14 protein-coding genes and 1 riboswitch are annotated in these 17,358 nt (G+C 42.8%); of the genes, 12 read left to right on the top strand and 2 right to left on the bottom strand.

What is annotated here, in order from left to right:
- The first annotated feature begins 60 nt into the window (after nt 1–60).
- The 6 genes from DOT_RS11025 (at nt 61) to DOT_RS11000 (ending at nt 7,975) form a co-directional block, all read left to right on the top strand.
- Nucleotides 61–924 carry a uroporphyrinogen decarboxylase family protein gene (locus DOT_RS11025; protein ID WP_009618320.1) on the top strand — a complete coding sequence of 288 codons (864 nt, stop codon included), beginning with the start codon at nt 61–63 and terminating at the stop codon, nt 922–924.
- Nucleotides 925–1,305: 381 nt separating this feature from the next.
- Complete coding sequence (locus DOT_RS11020) at nt 1,306–2,694, top strand: cytochrome ubiquinol oxidase subunit I (RefSeq protein ID WP_009618317.1); 1,389 nt, start codon at nt 1,306–1,308, stop codon at nt 2,692–2,694.
- A complete protein-coding gene (gene cydB, locus DOT_RS11015; RefSeq protein ID WP_009618316.1) occupies nt 2,685–3,689 on the top strand; it encodes a cytochrome d ubiquinol oxidase subunit II in 1,005 nt (334 codons plus the stop codon). Before DOT_RS11020 ends, cydB begins: the two co-directional genes overlap by 10 nt.
- Before the next feature lie 398 nt (nt 3,690–4,087).
- The gene (gene cydD / locus DOT_RS11010) at nt 4,088–5,851 is read left to right on the top strand and encodes a thiol reductant ABC exporter subunit CydD (protein WP_009618315.1); all 1,764 of its coding nucleotides are present in this window, start codon (nt 4,088–4,090) and stop codon (nt 5,849–5,851) included.
- Entirely contained in the window at nt 5,848–7,575 is a 1,728-nt protein-coding gene (gene cydC / locus DOT_RS11005; protein ID WP_009618314.1) for a thiol reductant ABC exporter subunit CydC, read from the top strand. Before cydD ends, cydC begins: the two co-directional genes overlap by 4 nt.
- Nucleotides 7,576–7,690: 115 nt before the next feature.
- Complete coding sequence (locus tag DOT_RS11000) at nt 7,691–7,975, top strand: LysM domain-containing protein (RefSeq protein ID WP_040411888.1); 285 nt, start codon at nt 7,691–7,693, stop codon at nt 7,973–7,975.
- An 82-nt stretch (nt 7,976–8,057) separates the two neighbouring features.
- Here DOT_RS11000 and DOT_RS10995 read toward each other — a convergent pair whose 3' ends face one another.
- Nucleotides 8,058–8,696 carry a lactate utilization protein gene (locus tag DOT_RS10995; protein WP_009618312.1) on the bottom strand — a complete coding sequence of 213 codons (639 nt, stop codon included), beginning with the start codon at nt 8,694–8,696 and terminating at the stop codon, nt 8,058–8,060.
- Nucleotides 8,697–8,879: 183 nt separating this feature from the next.
- Complete coding sequence (gene rmuC / locus DOT_RS10990) at nt 8,880–10,208, bottom strand: DNA recombination protein RmuC (protein ID WP_009618310.1); 1,329 nt, start codon at nt 10,206–10,208, stop codon at nt 8,880–8,882.
- Between the two features lie 310 nt (nt 10,209–10,518).
- Here rmuC and DOT_RS10985 point away from each other — a divergent pair, with 310 nt between their 5' ends.
- The 6 genes from DOT_RS10985 to DOT_RS10960 all read left to right on the top strand — a co-directional run bounded on the left by DOT_RS10985 (nt 10,519) and on the right by DOT_RS10960 (nt 17,177).
- Entirely contained in the window at nt 10,519–13,137 is a 2,619-nt protein-coding gene (locus DOT_RS10985) for an HD domain-containing phosphohydrolase (protein ID WP_040411887.1), read from the top strand.
- Nucleotides 13,138–13,202: 65 nt separating this feature from the next.
- Nucleotides 13,203–13,315, top strand: a riboswitch (TPP riboswitch).
- 83 nt (nt 13,316–13,398) lie between these two features.
- The gene (gene thiD, locus DOT_RS10980; RefSeq protein WP_009618306.1) at nt 13,399–14,202 is read left to right on the top strand and encodes a bifunctional hydroxymethylpyrimidine kinase/phosphomethylpyrimidine kinase; all 804 of its coding nucleotides are present in this window, start codon (nt 13,399–13,401) and stop codon (nt 14,200–14,202) included.
- Nucleotides 14,199–15,428, top strand: a complete 1,230-nt coding sequence (gene cytX / locus DOT_RS10975) for a putative hydroxymethylpyrimidine transporter CytX (protein WP_009618304.1) — start codon at nt 14,199–14,201, stop codon at nt 15,426–15,428. Before thiD ends, cytX begins: the two co-directional genes overlap by 4 nt.
- Before the next feature lie 25 nt (nt 15,429–15,453).
- The gene (thiM, locus tag DOT_RS10970) at nt 15,454–16,206 is read left to right on the top strand and encodes a hydroxyethylthiazole kinase (protein WP_139024188.1); all 753 of its coding nucleotides are present in this window, start codon (nt 15,454–15,456) and stop codon (nt 16,204–16,206) included.
- Nucleotides 16,199–16,828: a thiamine phosphate synthase gene (thiE, locus tag DOT_RS10965; protein ID WP_040411885.1), complete on the top strand. Its 630-nt coding sequence runs from the start codon at nt 16,199–16,201 to the stop codon at nt 16,826–16,828. Before thiM ends, thiE begins: the two co-directional genes overlap by 8 nt.
- Nucleotides 16,829–17,006: 178 nt before the next feature.
- Nucleotides 17,007–17,177 carry an aspartyl-phosphate phosphatase Spo0E family protein gene (locus tag DOT_RS10960; protein ID WP_009618300.1) on the top strand — a complete coding sequence of 57 codons (171 nt, stop codon included), beginning with the start codon at nt 17,007–17,009 and terminating at the stop codon, nt 17,175–17,177.
- The last annotated feature ends 181 nt before the right edge of the window (nt 17,178–17,358 follow it).

Raw genomic sequence — 17,358 nt, 5'->3', positions numbered from 1 at the left:
AAGAGTTAAATATTCGAACTTCGAATCTCGAATATCGAACATCGAAAAGGGGAATGAGTAATGGACTTCAAGTGTACGGGAGATGATCTGGAGCAGATTCCGGAAGAGGTGATTGAAAAAACGGGTATTACCTTTCCTGGCGCTCATTCGGACAAAAATAATATGGCAACGCTTGCCAAAGAGCTAAGGAAACACAGAGGGGATGTTATAGCTAGGGTTCCTTTCTGTGTTACGGTAGAAGGAGAGGCATACGGCGCGCTTATCAAGCTGGGCGATGCTATGAATGGGCCCAGGGTAGAAAGTTACCGGTATACTTCGATTGAAGAAATGTCCAATATCCAGAGTTTGAACTTAAATGAAGGCCGCATCAGAGAAGTCCTAAACGCCGTGGAAATTCTAGCGAAGGCGGGAGAAAAGGTGGCTCTGAGTGTGGAGGGTCCTTTTACGATTCTATCGTCACTTATAGATCCCATGGATTTTTATAAAGGCTTACGGAAAGAGCCACAGCGGATTCAGGAAATTCTGACGGTCGTTGAAGAGGGTATCATTCGATATAGCCTTGAAGGTATCAAGCGGGGAGCCTCAATTATTTCTTACGGGGACCCAGTTGGAGCAATAGGTATTTTGGGACCAAAAGTATATAGGGAGTATAGCGGGCCCTCAAGTTGGAGAATTATTAAGGGTATTAAACAAGCAGGTGGGAAAGTACTTCTCCATCTCTGCGGAAAGACTTCAACTGCACTGGAAAAAATAGAGATGGCTAGATCTTTTCCTATCGACGTAGATGAAGCTTCGACTTATGGGCAGGCATTGTTAGGACTGCAAGATACGTTGACTGAGCCCATTGCGATTGGGCATAGATGTATTAAGGGAAGTTTAGACAAGGTGAATCAAGCGGTTATTTGGGGGATTGATTTAATTTAATAACAGTATTTTAATGCTAGGTAAATTAATATAATGTTACAAAGATCCTTTGATAGGAGTCCTGTACTATTTAAGTAATTAATGGGAGACCGGGTTTGACCGGTCTCCCATATTTCTTACAAATTGTCAGCACTGAGAAGATATGATGGTAACGGTTTTCTCTTTACGCTGAAATCTGCAATTAACTCAAAAGTCATACAAATTCAATTAATTTAGTTGACTGATTAATTTATAATTAGTATAATAATAAATAATAATTTATATATTATAAGGGGGTATATATCTATCTGATCTGAGTAAGGGGGAATGTTAACCAAACGATATCCTTAGGAAATGGGAACGACAAGTTAGTTAATTATACTAAAAATTGGGGGTGCAACGATGACTGAACTTATCTTGTCCAGGTTACAATTTGCGGCGGTCTCATCTTATCATTTTTTATTCGTGCCATTGACACTGGGGTTATCTGTATTAGTTGCAATGATGGAGACTTGGTATGTACGTACTGGGAACGAAGCGTACAAAAAAATGACGAAATTCTGGGGCAAGTTATTCCTTATTAACTTCGCCATGGGGGTTGTGACCGGCTTAGTTCAAGAATTTTTATTTGGTATGAACTGGTCAGAGTATTCCAGGTTTGTCGGAGATATCTTCGGAGCACCATTGGCCGTTGAGGCCTTAGTAGCATTCTTTATAGAGTCCACATTTTTAGGTTTGTGGGTTTTTGGATGGGATAAATTACCGCAAAAGGTACATGCACTTAGTATTTGGCTTGTGGCTATTGCCTCCAATGTGTCTGCACTTTGGATTTTGATTGCCAACTCCTTTATGCAAGAACCGGTCGGGTATGTCTTACGCAATGGCCGGGCCGAGATGACTGATTTCTGGGCCTTAATTACGAATCCTCATGTTTATTATCAGTTTCCGCATGCTGTTCTCAGTGGATTTGTGACCGCAGCATTCTTTGTTATGGGAATTAGTGCTTATCATATGTTGAAAAAGAACCATCTGGACGTTTTTCGTCGATCATTTCATATGGCTGTGATTTTCGGGTTAATTAGTGCTGTTGGAGTCGCAGGTGTAGGGCATTTACAGGCAATGCATCTTGTGCAAACGCAGCCTATGAAGATGTCAGCAGCTGAAGCGCATTGGGAGACGGAAAATCCCGCAGGGTTATTGTTATACGCCTCTATTGATCAGCAGGGACATAAAAACAACGCTGAGCTTAAAATTCCTGGTTTATTAAGCTTTCTGTCCTACAACCGTTTTACAGGTGAGGTTAAAGGAATTAATGAACTTCAGGCTTCTGCAGTCGAGAAATTTGGACCAGGCAACTATATACCACCAGTAACCTCTCTGTTCTGGAGTTTTCGAATTATGTTAATTGCAGGTTTATGGTTAGTCTTGATCCCTCTTTTGGGGCTTTACTTTTATAAGAAAAGAAGTTTAGACAAAAAGTCGTGGTTCTTAAAAGTATTACTATGGACTATTCCGGTACCCTATATCGCCAATACCGCAGGTTGGTTCATGGCAGAAGTTGGACGTCAACCTTGGATCGTTTATGGATTACAAAAATCAGAGGCAGGTCTATCCACCTCGGTTTCGGCAACCTCTATCCTTATTACTTTAGTGGGTTTCACCCTGATTTATGGAATTTTGGCGGTAGCGGACGTCTATCTCTTGTTAAAGTTTATTAAGAGGGGTCCAGAAGATACTAACACGGAAGAAACGCTGAAAAGTGGAATAAAGGGGGCGTCATTGTGGACTTAAACATCCTCTGGTTCATACTCATTACCGTCTTGTTTGTCGGATTCTTTTTTCTGGAAGGTTTTGATTTCGGAGTAGGAATTCTCCTTCCTTTTCTAGGGAAAAACGATTTAGAGCGTCGTGTGATCATTAATACAATCGGGCCTGTCTGGGACGGGAATGAGGTCTGGATGATTACGGCCGGTGGAGCAATGTTTGCAGCCTTTCCAAATTGGTATGCAACTTTGTTTAGTGGCTTCTATCTTGCTTTGTTTCTGGTGTTGTTTGCCTTAATTATCCGTGGTGTCGCCTTTGAATTTCGCAGTAGTGACAGCAGTCCCCGTTGGCGGGCCACTGGGGATTGGATGATATTCACTGGCAGTTTTCTGTCAGCAATCCTGTGGGGCGTTGCTATGACGAATATAGTTAAAGGAGTGCCGATTGATGCTCATATGCAATACGTTGGTACCTTTTTCACCCTACTCAATCCTTATGCAATAGTTGGCGGTCTTACGACGTTGCTTGTTTTCATGCTTCATGGAGCCTTGTATCTCAACTTGAAGACTACGGGTGAGATGGCTGACCGAGCGTCAAAGATAGCCAAGAAGATAGCCTTGGTCGGAATTCTGGTTGTTCTGTTGTTTGCGGGTTTAACTTATTTTCAAACAGATTTGTTCACTAATCTTGGGGCTGGTATCACTTTGCTAGCCGCAGGAGTAGCCCTAGTCTTGACGAATGTTTTAATCCGTTCTCACAAAGGGGGCTGGGCTTTTGTCACCAATAGTGTAACGATTCTCTTGTTCACAGGAGCTTTATTTTGGGGACTGTTTCCCCGCGTGATAATTTCCAGTCTGAATCCAGAGTGGAGCCTAACTATCTATAATGCCTCATCCAGTCCGTACACTTTGAAGATTATGACGATCATTGCCCTGACTATGGTCCCGATTATTCTGTTGTATCAGGGATGGACCTATTGGGTTTTTCGCAAACGCGTTACAGAAAGAGACCTTCGCTACTAAGTTGGTACCCTCAAAAATGAAGGGGCAAGTGACGTCTTGCCCCTTCATTTTGCATCCTTAGACCTTTTGGGATACTCTATAGCAAAGGTTCATGATATACGGAAACGAAAATAGATTGCGCCTAATACACATTAGATTCAAGCACAGAGGAAGTGTCTTAGCTTAGAGAGCACTTTAGCGAAATTGCGTCAAGCGAATAGCAATGCAGCGTGTGCGAATACGATAGTCTCCAGTGACGATAGTCTCCAGTGGAGACTATCGCCGAAAGCGCACGGCCATTAACGAATACAATCGCGCTGAGGATTAGTATCGCCGAAGCCGTGATCCCTTAAAGGAATCTACCGGCGTAGGATGCTAAGACACTTCCTCCCACAAATGCTAAACGGGAGATGACCTTAATGTTTGATAAGCGATTAGTTCAAGAGGGGAGGCCTGTCTGGAGGTACCTGTTGCTCACAGTTGGGTTGAGTATGGGGATTGCTTTTCTGGCAGTTGCTCAAGCTTGGTTTGTCTCCCGGGTTGTGGCCGGAGTGTTCCTGGAGGGAGCTACCCTTAGAACCGTTTGGAATGCACTTTGCACAATTCTTGGGATTATTGTGTTGCGAGCTGTCTTGCAATGTGTCAGTGAAATAAGTGCTCATGAAGCATCTTCTCGCATCAAGCTGAGTCTGCGCAAACGTTTAATGAACCATATTGTCTCATTAGGGCCGGTGTATGCTCGAGGGGAAAGGGCAGGAGAGTTAATCACCACGGTAGTGGATGGCATAGAATCTCTAGAGGAATATTTTTCGAAGTATCTGCCGCAACTTGTTCTTGCCGTAGGAATACCTCTGCTTATTTTAGGGTTTGTGTTTCCTCTAGATTGGAAATCTGGCTTAATTCTTCTTTTGACAGGACCGCTTATCCCTGTATTTATGATGCTGATTGGAAAGCTGGCCGAGAAAAAATCCTTGCACCAGTTCCAAGATTTAAGTTGGATGAGTGCTCATTTCTTAGATATTTTGCAAGGAATGACGATGTTAAAAGTTTTTGGCCGTACTAAAGATCAAGTACGGGTGATTTCGAGGGTTAGTGAATCATATAGGAAAGCTACACTAAGTGTGTTGCAGATTGCTTTTTTATCGGCACTAGTCCTAGAGCTCCTAGCCACGATGAGTACAGCCTTAGTCGCTGTAACTATAGGGTTAAGGCTAGTGTATGGAACACTATCTTTCTCTGCGGGATTGTTTCTGTTGCTACTTGCTCCTGAATTTTACACCCCACTCAGAACTCTCGGATTAAATTTTCACGCAGGTTTATCTGGGGTAAACGCTGCAGGGCGAATCTTTGAAATTATGGATCAACCTTTAATGGGTATCGATGAGGAAGCTGTTAACAAGGAGGGGGATACTCTAAAAATACGCCGGGAGCATGTATTATCCACCGATTTTCATCTTTCGTTTCAAAACATTAAGCTGACGTACCAACCAGGTTCTACACTGGCTCTAAATGGAATCAATTTGTCCCTGCATTCTGGCGAGAAAATTGCTCTTGTCGGGCCTAGTGGAGCTGGAAAAACTTCGCTTGCTCAGTTAATTCTTCGCTTTATAGAGCCTACTGCGGGAGAAATTTATGTCAACGGAGGTTTGCATAGGACCATCTCACTCGAGAGTTGGCGGGAACAGATTGCTTATGTATCCCAGAGTCCTTATCTATTTGCGGGAAGTATTGAGGAGAATATTCGCTTTGGAGGTCCATCTGCTACGATCGAAGAGGTCATGACTGCGGCACGAGGAGCCGCGGCCCACGAGTTTATTTCGCAACTTCCAGACGGTTATCAAACCCAGCTTGGAGAAGGGGGTACTCTCTTAAGTGGCGGACAGGCCCAGAGGATTGCTATTGCTAGGGCTATCTTGAAAGATGCCCCGCTGCTCATCTTGGATGAAGCGACGTCTGGATTGGACTCGGAGAGTGAGCATTATGTTCAGCAGGCCTTGAAACGACTGATGCTGGAAAAGACCGCTTTAATTATCGCCCATCGGCTGAGCACAGTTCGTCAAGCTGATCTTATCGTAGTGATGGAGCAGGGGCGAATTTTAGAACAGGGTAAGCACGAGGAATTGATGAGGAAGCAGGGGCTCTATTATCGAATGGTTACAGAATACCGAGGTGGATCAATATGAAGAGCATGAGATGGTTAATCCGCTTGATGTTACCTTATTGGCGGCGAATCTTGTTGGCTTTGATCTTAAGTACGCTTGCAATTACGAGTCATATCGGTTTGATGGCAGCGTCTGCCTATTTGCTCGCCCGGGCTGCTCTTCATCCGCCGATTCTGGATTTAATGGTAACGATTGTCGGTGTACGGGTTTTTGGGCTTTCGCGCGCAATATTTCGCTACTTAGAGCGCTATGTGTCGCATGATGTGACGTTTCGGGTCTTAAGTCAAATTCGAGTGAAGTTTTATCAAGGCTTAGAACCACTAGCCCCTGCCCGGTTGTTAAACGTTCGAAGTGGAGATTTGCTGAGCAGGATTGTGGCGGATGTGGAAATACAGCAGAATCTTTTTTTGCGTGTTTTTGCTCCTCCGTTCGTCGCCGTGCTGGTTCTGTTTGGCTATGGGCTTTTTTTAGCTCATTATGATGTACGATTCTCCTTTATTCTTGCTGCCTGCTTTCTGGTAGCAGGGCTTGGAATTCCGTTGGGTATAAAAGGTTTGAGTCGAGGTGTCGGACGCCGGATGGTCGCCTTGAAGGCCGAGCTGAGTACACAAGTCGCTGATACCCTCTTGGGAATGACCGAATTAGTGGTTTATGGTCAAGTCCAAAAGCACTTGGCAAAAATCCAACGAACTGACCAGAAATTGAATGCGCAGCAAGGCAGAATCGCCGGACTTTCCGCGCTGTCTAGCGCTCTGACAGGAATGATTGCGAATCTGGGCTTGTGGGCCGTTCTTGTTCTGGGGATTCTACTCGTTGAAAAAGGGAATTTAAGTGGAGTGAACTTAGGGATGTTAGCTCTAGGGACCTTCAGCAGCTTTGAAGCGTTGTTTCCCTTAGCGCTTGTTCCGCATTATCTGGAGCAAAACCGTGCAGCAGCGGAGCGCTTGCTTGAGTTGATCGAAAGTGAACCCGCATTTAAAAGTAGTGGGGTACTGTCTCCAAAGCCGAAGGGAATGGATTTGGCATTTGATGAAGTGAGCTTTAGGTATGAGTCAGACGCCCCATGGGCTTTGAATCAGCTCACCTTTCGGATTCCACAATACGGTAAGATGGCGATTGTTGGACCAAGTGGAGCCGGCAAAACCAGCGTGGTGAACCTTCTGCTTCGTTTTTGGGACTATGATGAGGGGCAGATTGACTTGGGTGGGTATTCGCTCAGGGATTACACTCCGGAGGATGTTCGAGGTTTTATTGGGGTTGTGACCCAACGAACGCATTTGTTTAATGCAACAATTAGGGAAAATCTCCTTTTGGCCAAGCCTGAGGCAACGGAAGATGAACTGATTCAAGCGGCTCAGCAGGCAAAGCTCCATGATTTCATCCTGTCAACGCCTCAAGGGTATGATAGTCGCGTTGGGGAAGGTGGATTTAAACTATCGGGGGGACAGAGACAACGCTTGGCGATTGCTCGAGTCTTTTTGAAAAACGCTCCGATCTTAATCCTTGACGAAGCCATGGCAGGACTCGATCCTTTGACTGAACGAGAGGTCATGGATGAAATCTATCGACTTATGGAAGGGCGGACAACTTTAGTGATAACGCATCGCCTTCTCGGATTAGAGAAAATGGATGAGATATTAGTGCTTGACCAGGGGCGGATCGTGGAACGTGGTAAACATGGAGAGCTCCTTCAACAACAAAGGCTCTACCATATGTTGTGGGAGACAGAGTCGGTATTTAATTAAAAATATTACTTTGCTGGAAATTATTGAATTCTCTTGCGAAAATACGTGCACAGAAAAAATTTGTCCTGCCATAAAATGAATATGGATAAATTTACAAGAGAAGGGATGTCTAGTGATGTACTATATAGTTCAACCAGGAGATTCTCTGCACAATATTGCTATGCAGTATCATACAACGGTTAGACGTTTGATGAATTTAAATTCTCGAATCAGCAATCCTCATAAAATTCATGTTGGTCAAAGAATTGAGGTTGGTAATCAATGGAGCGTTCTCAATCCATGGAGGGGAATCGAATACCAGAGAGGCCAAGAAGAATATAAAAGGGGTCGCGAAGCATACCGAAGGGGCCAAGCCGAATCTCAAAGAGGCCGAGAATACTCGAAACACTATGGTCGGTAAATTAAATTTCACAATATAATAAAAATCCCGCTGAATGTTTACAGCGGGATTTGCTCATCTCAATATATGAAAGAATCAAAGATTAGAATCCGTAGCTCTCAGGTATAATTACTACAGTTATATCGGTTGCCACTGGCTTTTTTCTCATTACAGAATATACCCTACATATTCTAGTTTGGGCCTGACAATTAACACATACGCCGGTTTTTGTACATGGATTTGGAGTTTCCAGTCTTTTATTATTCATTGGAGCTGCAATGCCTTCTAATCTTTCGAAAGCAGCATTTTCATTTTTGCATACTTTGTCAACACTTGCTACTATGATAACTTTTTTAGGACCAAAACTCATGGCACCTACTCTATTTCCAATCCCATCTATATTTACAAGCATACCATCCATAGTAATTGCATTACTGCTGCATAAGTATAAATCACTTAGCATTTCTTCTCTGGCAATAGCTAACATTTCTTCGCGCGTAATACCCGGTGTGCCGTGATCCAAAACCTTCCCACCAACAGCTTTAACCTTATCTTGAATTCCCATCTTCTTTATTGTCATCGATCCACCAAAACCCACTGTCATTTCAGGTTTGACGTGACTCATAATAAAAGCCGCAGCCTCCTCGGCAGTTGAGAAATACACCGCATCAAACTCATTTTTTTTAAAAGCTTCAACCGCTTTTTGACCAATTGTTTCCTTATGCCAATTTTTTATTTCCATAATAGTTCCTCCTTTTTAGCTAAAACAACAACTTCTATACCTCTTGTTACCTCGATTCTAGCTTTTGTTTATTAGTCTTTCTCTACGCTTTTAATTATATATGATATTTATGACAAAAAGATAGTATGCACTTAAAGGGTAGATACTATCTAAAAGGAATGCAGTGAGAAATGAAAGAATGTTTTAACAGTCTTCGCTCTCCGTCCCTTGCCCCAAAAGCGACTCAACTTCATTGGCTGGAAGTGTCTGCACATTTTTAAGTTTACGGGCAATCGTTCGCGACTTTCTAGTCGCAGTTTCGATGGTGTTGCTCGCTTCTTGGAGTTTTTTCTGGGTTTTTTCAAGGACCTCCACAAATTTGCCAAATTCGGTTTTTACAGCGCCAAGTAAGTTCCATACTTCGCTGGAGCGCTTTTCAATGGCCAAGGTTCTAAAGCCCATTTGTAAGCTATTGAGGAGGGCTGCAAGTGTAGTTGGGCCGGTAATGATGACTTTGTACTCTCGTTGGAGGAGTTCACAAAGGCCGGGACGACGCAACACCTCTGCATACAATCCTTCAACAGGTAAGAATAAGATGCCAAAATCCGTGGTATTAGGGGGATCAATATATTTATCACGAATGGTTCTCCCCTCAAGCTTGATGCGGTTTTCCAGGGATTTTCCGAGTTCCTCAATGCGTGGAAGGTTGGCATTATCTTGAGCTTCAATTAAGCGTTCATAATCTTCCAGCGGGAATTTCGCATCGATCGGGAGCCAAATGAAGCGGTCATGGCCGTCTCGAGCAGGAAGTTTGATGGCAAATTCGACGCGGTCGTTGCTGCCAACTTTGGTCGGGACATTCTTGGCATATTGTTCAGGAGTTAGGATTTGTTCTAATAAATTCCCGAGTTGAATTTCTCCCCATATTCCTCGAGTTTTTACATTGGTGAGGACTTTCTTTAAGTCCCCGACGCCGGAAGCCAGGCTTTGCATTTCTCCAAGCCCTTTATGCACCGCTTCTAAGCGCTCACTGACTAATTTAAAAGATTCTCCTAAGCGTTGTTCAAGAGTGGCCTTTAGCTTTTCGTCCACTGTTGCTCGCATCTGGTCTAATTTCTGGCCGTTATCTTGTTGGATAAGAATAAGCCGTTCTTCCACCGTTTTGCGTAGTTGTTCTAATTTCTGATCATTTGTTTTGGTCAAGGCAGCTAATTGATTGGCGAAAATGTCCAATTGATTGCGTTGAAGAGTTGCAATTTCCGTCATACGCGTCAGTACAGATTCATTAAAAGAAAGGACGGACTGATTTAGTTCTTCGCGGACTTGTCTGGCGTTAATAGATGATTCCTCTCGGTTCCTGGAAATTTCTCCATTGACAAGTCGCTCGTTGCGTTCGAGGGATTTCTCTAAAGAAGCAAATTTGCTCTCGAACTGGACAACGGAGGTGTGTGATGATCGTATTAATAGGATAATTAGTAGGATGATGGCTATGACGACTAGAGCAATTAATCCGATTAGCAATGATTCTGTCATATATAGAGCCTCCTGTTATGTAGTGTGCTTTTGATTAATACTTTACCATACTGCATACCGGGTCTTATAAAAAATTTTATAAATCGGTGACAAACAAGTCTGGGAGTTTTTGAATGGATGAGTAAGAAACCGTGATTTTTCCGTAAGAAGAACCGCCTCTTTATTGTCGAAATAAGCAAATAAAAAAGATAATATGACGATGCAGATAATTTTATGAAGGATTTTGCGATTTATAAAGAGAATATACATAGAAGGTCATGTGACAGTTTAAGGGCTTATGGGTTGGCTTGTTTTAATATTGGAGGAAAATATGAAGAAGCTTAAAATAAATCTAACGACTTTGATAATTGTGGCCTTGCTATTCGGCTTAGGAGGCCTATCCTTATTAACCTATATTAAGACGAGAGAAGTGTTAAATACTGACTTAGAAACGCAGATATCGTCGCTGACCCTATCATCGGGTGCTGAAGTGGGGTTATGGTTGTTAGCACATAAAAAAGAAATGGAGGTTATGGCCGATACCCCACTTATTGAAAATGGAGATCAGAATGCCATTATTTCCTATTTGAGAAAAGAAACTAAGCGGAATATTGACTATGAGCAATTTTTTGTCATGAATAACTTGGGCGGATTCTTCACAGATTCAGGCCAGATTGGTAATGCAGTAGACCGTGATTATTTCAATAAAGTCATGGCTACAGGCATGTCAGTAATATCAGATCCTTTGATTTCTAAGGGAACTGGCAACCAGATTATTGTCGTCGCAGCCCCTATTATCAAAGATAATAAGGTGGTCGGTCTCATTGGTGGTAATATCAAACTGACAGAACTCATTAAAATTGTAACCTCGAAAGAGGTTGGTGAGATTGGCAGCTCTTTTTTAGTTCAGCAAGACGGCTTGGTTATTACTCACCCGGACCATAAATTGATCATGACTTACAATCCACTTAAAGATGAAAATGCTTCCCCGGATTTAAAAGACGCTATTCATAAAATGGTTCGAGGGGAAACAGGGTTTACTAGGTATTCTTTTCAAAATGAGGATAAATATTTAGCTTACGTCCCGGTGCCGGGTGTCAAATGGTCTATGGGAGTGACAGTCCCTGTAGCCTATGTGGCTAATCAACTCCGTTATTTGCCGATCTATTTTATAGTTACGACCATATTTTTTGGTTTTCTACTAGCATATTTCTTGAGTCACTGGCTGGTCGTCCCCCTTACTAAGTTAGCCGAATTTACTACGGAGCTTAATGATAATTTGCATGAAAGGGTGGACATTTACCAACTTAATAGTCCGGTGATTGAAGTTAAAACCTTGGCAGCTAACTTTCGGAAGATGGTTGCAGCACTTCAGGAGAGTTTTCGAGATCTGGAAAGTTCGAAGGCTAACCTAGAAAATGAAATTATTGAGAGATCATTAATGCAAGTGGATTTGGAGAAAAGTTATGAAGAACTTGAGGCTTCTGAGGAAGAACTAAGGTGTAACTATGAAAAACTTCAATCAAAAGAAGTTGCCTTGAGGGAATCTGAACGCCGATTTCGTTCGATGCTTGAAAACGTTGAACTTATTACCGTAATTATTGATAAGAACGGTAACGTGATTTTCTGTAATGACTTTGCGCTAAGTCTAACTGGGTTCCAAAAGAACGAAGTGATCGGAAAAAACTATTTTGATATTTTTATCCCTAACGAAACGCTAAAAAATGCTAAAACTTGGTTTGAACAAATATTAATTGAGAAGAAAATAGTAGGACATAATAACTATCCCATTCAAACCAAAAACGGAGAAAAACGTTCGGTTAATTGGAATAATACCTTGTTATTTGATCTCGAGGGCAACGTCTCTGGAGTTTCCAGTATCGGTGAAGATATCACAGTGCGTAAGCAATTTCAAAAAAAACTTGAGTATATGAGTTTCCATGACGCTCTAACCGGCCTTTTTAACCGGACGTATTTTGAAGAAAAACTGCGTCTTTTGGAAGCGGTTTGTTTCGCTCCGGTGGGGATGATTGTTTGTGATGTCGATGGATTAAAACTGGTTAATGACACACTTGGACACACCACTGGTGATCAATTACTTCGATTGACTGCCAGTATCATTAAAGCATGTTTTCGCCAAGAGGATCTCTTATTTAGGATAGGTGGCGACGAGTTTGCGATAATTTTGCCCCAAAGCGAATTACTGTTAGTTCAACAAGCCTGTCATAGAATTCGAAGGGCTGTTGAACGGCATAATAAAGAAAACATCGAGTTTCCTCTTAGTTTATCTGTTGGATTTGCTGTGAGTGAGTTAACAAATGTGAACGTTAGCGATGTGTTTAAAGAAGCGGACAATAACATGTACCGCGAGAAACTGCATCGCAGTAAAAGCACTCGCAGCGCTATAGTTCAGGCCCTCATGAAAGCACTGGAAGTTAGAGATTTTATTACCGAAGGGCATGCAGACCGTTTACAAGACCTGGTGGTTTCATTAGGCAGAGAAATAGATTTGTCCGAACGAAACTTGGCCGATTTGCGTCTCTTGGCACAATTCCATGACATTGGTAAAGTCGGTATTCCAGATCGGATACTTTTTAAGTCAGGACGTCTTAATAGCGAAGAATTCAAGGAAATGCAACGACACAGTGAAATAGGGCATCGAATTGCCCAATCAGCGCCTGATTTATTGCCTATTGCGGATCACATTTTGAGACACCACGAGTGGTGGAACGGTAAGGGTTATCCCTTGGGCCTTAAGGCGGATGCTATCCCTTTGGAGTGTCGTATTTTGGCAATTGCTGATGCTTATGATGCTATGACCAGCGATCGTCCGTATCGGAAAGCGTTAAGTCAAGAGGAAGCCTTTAGAGAATTAAATAAAAATGTCGGAATCCAATTTGATCCCCAATTAGTACCGATATTCATTAAAGTGATTGCTCACCAATTGTAAAGGGAATACATTTTCTTGCGTTGACTTAAAGCTACTTCCATGTTAGATTTAACAAAAGTAAATATGATAATGGGCGGGGGGGCTGGAAAGGCCAGCTGAGATTTAGACACTATAAGGTCTAGGACCCTTATAACCTGATCTGGATAATGCCAGCGTAGGTAAGCAGTTTACTCTTTTAGAAGATGAAAGAGCACAAACCCTATTCTGGGATTTGTGCTCTTTTTGTTGAAAAGAATTTACAGAAATTTAGGAGGACGTTCAATGAAAAAGGTACTGACCATAGCTGGTTCAGATTGTAGCGGGGGAGCTGGGATTCAAGCCGATTTAAAAACGTTTTCTGCTCATGGAGTCTATGGGATGAGTGTTATAACTGCGGTCACGGCCCAGAATACCCAAGGTGTCACTGCGGTACAGGATATTTCTCGAGATGTCATTGGGAAACAAATTGAGGCCATCTTTGATGATATTGAGGTCGATGGAGTGAAAGTGGGCATGGTTTCTCAAGTACAAACTATCGAAGTGATTGCGGAGCTGCTGAGACACTACGCGCCCCAAACGATTGTTGTTGATCCAGTCATGGTATCGAAAAGCGGCTACCACTTGTTAAACCCGGAGGCGGAAGTAACTCTGATTAAGGAATTGCTGCCTTTGGCTACGCTCGTTACACCTAATATTCCTGAGGCTGAGGTCATGACCCAAACGTCCATTCAGACATTGGAGCAAATGGAGGAGGCTTCCAGAATCATTTACCAGATGGGAGTTAAGAATGTTCTACTTAAGGGGGGGCACTTAGAGGATGATGCTATCGATATCCTCTATGATGGACAGGAATTTAGCTACTTTTTCTCTTCGCGGATTGCTACAAAAAACACCCATGGAACCGGTTGTACATTATCTTCTGCTATCACCTCAAATCTAGCCTTGGGATATAGTTTAAACGAGGCCGTCTCTTTAGCTAAGGAGTACATTACCATTGCCATTCAACATTCTTTATCGATCGGTAAAGGCGTAGGGCCGACACATCACTTTTATGCTCTTTACAAAAAGGCGGGATTAATCGAGTGAGCGTCTCTGAAAAAAATAACTTGAGTATGTTTAACTTTACGACCCTCTGGTTTGGCGCAGCGATTTCGGTGGCCGAAATTTTAACTGGTGGGTTGCTGGCTCCTTTAGGTTTTAAAATGGGGCTTTTGGCGATCCTTCTTGGACATTTAGTGGGAACAACTCTTTTAGTTTTAGGAGGAATCATCGGAACCACGGAAAGAATTCCAGCCCTAGTGTCCACTAGAATCTCCTTTGGACAGTACGGTTCTTACCTATTTTCAATCTTAAACGTTTTACAGCTGTTAGGTTGGACGGCAGTGATGATTATAACCGGGGCTCGGTCGGTTAATCAAATTACTAAAATCTTATGGTCCTTTGATCATCTGTCAGTCTGGAGTGTAATCATCGGAGTATTTATTCTCGTTTGGGTTTGGTTAGGAAAAGATAGTGGCTGGAAAAAGGCCAACAACATCGCCGTTGTTTTGTTGTTCATGTTGACCATTGTTTTAAGCGTTATTATTTTCCGTAACCCTGAGTTGTTCAGCAAACCAGTTGTTGGAGATATGGTGTTTGGTTCAGCCTTAGAGATGGCTGTACTCATGCCCTTATCTTGGTTACCTTTGATTTCTGACTATACTCGCTTTGCCAAGTCGAAGCGAGGAGGAGCTGTGGGTAGCTGGCTGGGTTACTTTTTCGGCAGCAGTTGGATGTATATTATCGGTTTGGGTGCAGCCATCATTGCCTCAGATCCTGACCCTTCGGCAATGTTACTGGCTGCCAATCTAGGTATTGTAGCCTTAGGAATTATCGTCTTAGCGACGGTAACAACTACCTTTCTGGACGCTTATTCAGCAGGTGTTACTTTTTTAAACGTCTTTTCTAAACTAAACGAAAAATCGGTCGCTATAGTGATGACTGCTCTAGGAACCATCTTGGCAATCGTCGTCAATATTGAACAGTATCAGGACTTCCTCTATGCTATTGGTTCGGTGTTTGCGCCTCTGTTCGCCATCCTTTTGACGGACTACTTTCTATTAAAGAATAAAAAGATACAAACAGAACTGTTAGTAAATTGGGCGACCCTAGGTCTCTGTGTAATAGGGACGGGATTATATTACTGGTTTGTTAAGCTGCACCTTGTCCTGGGTTACACCATTCCGGTTATGCTGATTATCAGCTTAATACGTTTAATAACTTGGAGGTTGACTGAGAAATGGATATACGTGAAAAAATCCTTGCCAACTTAAGCGCAGTAAAAGAAAAAAACCGTTAATTCACCACATCACTAATTATGTTACCGTCAATGACTGCGCTAATATCGTCCTGGCCATCGGAGGTTCTCCGGTGATGGCAGATGATCTCGAAGAAGTAACCGAGATGGTTGGTTTTGCCTCAGCACTAGTTCTTAATATTGGCACTCTAAACTCCAGAACAATTGAAAGTATGTTGGTTGCTGGCCAACGGGCGAAGGAATTGAGCGTGCCGGTGATTCTAGATCCAGTTGGAGTAGGAGCTACTAGGCTACGAACTAATACTGCTGAGAAACTCATTAGAGAGCTGAAGCCTGAGGTAATCCGGGGTAATATGTCCGAAATCAAAGTTTTAGCAGGCCTTGACGTAGCTATCAAGGGGGTCGATTCGCTTGCAGACGAACAAAACAGTTCAATAATTGCCAAAAAGCTGGCCTCAGAATTAAACTGCGTGATTGCCATTACAGGAAAAACAGATGTCGTTTCCGACGGCCGTCAAGTTTGTCTACTGGACAATGGACATCAAATTTTGGCTGATGTCACAGGTACAGGGTGTATGACAAGCTCCCTTGTAGGTACCTTTTGTGGCGCAACCTCTGATTATTTCACGGCAGCCGTGGCTGGCATAATCAGCATGGGCCTAGCGGGTGAGAATGCACAGGCTTCGTTGCACCATGGTGAGGGAATAGGAACATTTCGAGCCCGGTTATTGGATAGTATCTATAATCTAACCCCCGAAACCTTGGCCAGAGAAGGTAAAATCAGCTATGAGTGATGTCTTGGTGGACTATAGTCTGTACCTTGTCACGGATCGGAGCATGCTTCATGAAAGAGATCTGGGTCAGAGTATTGAACTAGCTATTCAGGGCGGGGTTACCTTGGTGCAACTTCGAGAAAAGTCAGTTTCAACCCGCGAGTTTTTACAGTTGGCTATAAGGGTAAAAGAGATAACATCTCATCATCGAATACCTCTAATTATTAACGACCGACTTGACATTGCCCTTGCTGTTGATGCTGACGGATTACATGTTGGACAAGATGATCTCCCCTTGCCCAAAGCAAGAGAGCTCTTAGGACCCCGTAAAATTATTGGGGTTTCGGCTAGCACTTTGGCAGAAGCCCTACTTGCCCAACAACAGGGTGCTGACTATTTAGGAGTCGGAGCCATTTTTAGCACATCGACTAAAACTGATGCCTCTGAGGTCAGTCTTGAGCAATTAGAAATCATTAAGAAATCGGTTACAATTCCCGTGGTTGCAATCGGCGGAATCAATGAAATGAACATAAAACAGGTTCTGGCTACTGGTATTGACGGTGTTTCAGTCGTATCTGCTATTTTGGCGAAGACAGACATTTTAACTGCCGCAAAGAAGTTGCAAGAACTGATTAGGTCATAAATAATGCGCTCTTCCTTAGACGAGCGCATTAATTTATGGCTGTATTTCTTGAATCTGCAACAAATAGCGACCTCTAAGGATAGAAGTTGCTATTTGTTGTTAGTGCTTTCATATTGCGGAAAAATGGTGTAAACTATATAAATGTTTGTAGATTATCGGCTTAACATGGAGGGAAAGAGTGTCTGAAACAATTGATCAAATAATTCAGCAAATTGAAGAACTACGCCTAAGTCTTATTAAGATTAAAGAGGGAAGATCTTATACCGATAAGGAAGTAATAACAGCAAGTCAAAGATTGGATCAAGTCTTAAATAAATACCAAGAATTGATCAATCAAGACAGAGGCTAATTGTAAATCATTACAATTAGCCTCTGTCTTTTTGAACTAGTTAAGAAGGTCCCTTCTCGCTATCCTGTAAGAAGGTTAATACGTGCGAAGACCGTGTCTTCGGGCTACAGGGACACTCGGCCATCCATGGCCAGCGGTCCCTTCTTGCCATCACGGCACCAAGCCATCCATGGCGGCGCTC

Source organism: Desulfosporosinus sp. OT (assembly GCF_000224515.1).
In the GTDB taxonomy this organism is placed as follows: domain Bacteria; phylum Bacillota; class Desulfitobacteriia; order Desulfitobacteriales; family Desulfitobacteriaceae; genus Desulfosporosinus.
The sequence above is the reverse complement of the archived record's forward strand: the minus strand, read 5'-3'. Positions and strand labels throughout refer to the sequence as shown.

Coding starts and splice junctions, on each gene's coding strand:
- DOT_RS11025 (WP_009618320.1), top strand. CDS start 61: ATGGACTTCAAGTGTACGGGAGATGATCTGGAGCAGATTCCGGAAGAG.
- DOT_RS11020 (WP_009618317.1), top strand. CDS start 1,306: ATGACTGAACTTATCTTGTCCAGGTTACAATTTGCGGCGGTCTCATCT.
- cydD (WP_009618315.1), top strand. CDS start 4,088: ATGTTTGATAAGCGATTAGTTCAAGAGGGGAGGCCTGTCTGGAGGTAC.
- cydC (WP_009618314.1), top strand. CDS start 5,848: ATGAAGAGCATGAGATGGTTAATCCGCTTGATGTTACCTTATTGGCGG.
- DOT_RS11000 (WP_040411888.1), top strand. CDS start 7,691: ATGTACTATATAGTTCAACCAGGAGATTCTCTGCACAATATTGCTATG.
- DOT_RS10995 (WP_009618312.1), bottom strand. CDS start 8,696: ATGGAAATAAAAAATTGGCATAAGGAAACAATTGGTCAAAAAGCGGTT.
- rmuC (WP_009618310.1), bottom strand. CDS start 10,208: ATGACAGAATCATTGCTAATCGGATTAATTGCTCTAGTCGTCATAGCC.
- DOT_RS10985 (WP_040411887.1), top strand. CDS start 10,519: ATGAAGAAGCTTAAAATAAATCTAACGACTTTGATAATTGTGGCCTTG.
- thiD (WP_009618306.1), top strand. CDS start 13,399: ATGAAAAAGGTACTGACCATAGCTGGTTCAGATTGTAGCGGGGGAGCT.
- thiE (WP_040411885.1), top strand. CDS start 16,199: ATGAGTGATGTCTTGGTGGACTATAGTCTGTACCTTGTCACGGATCGG.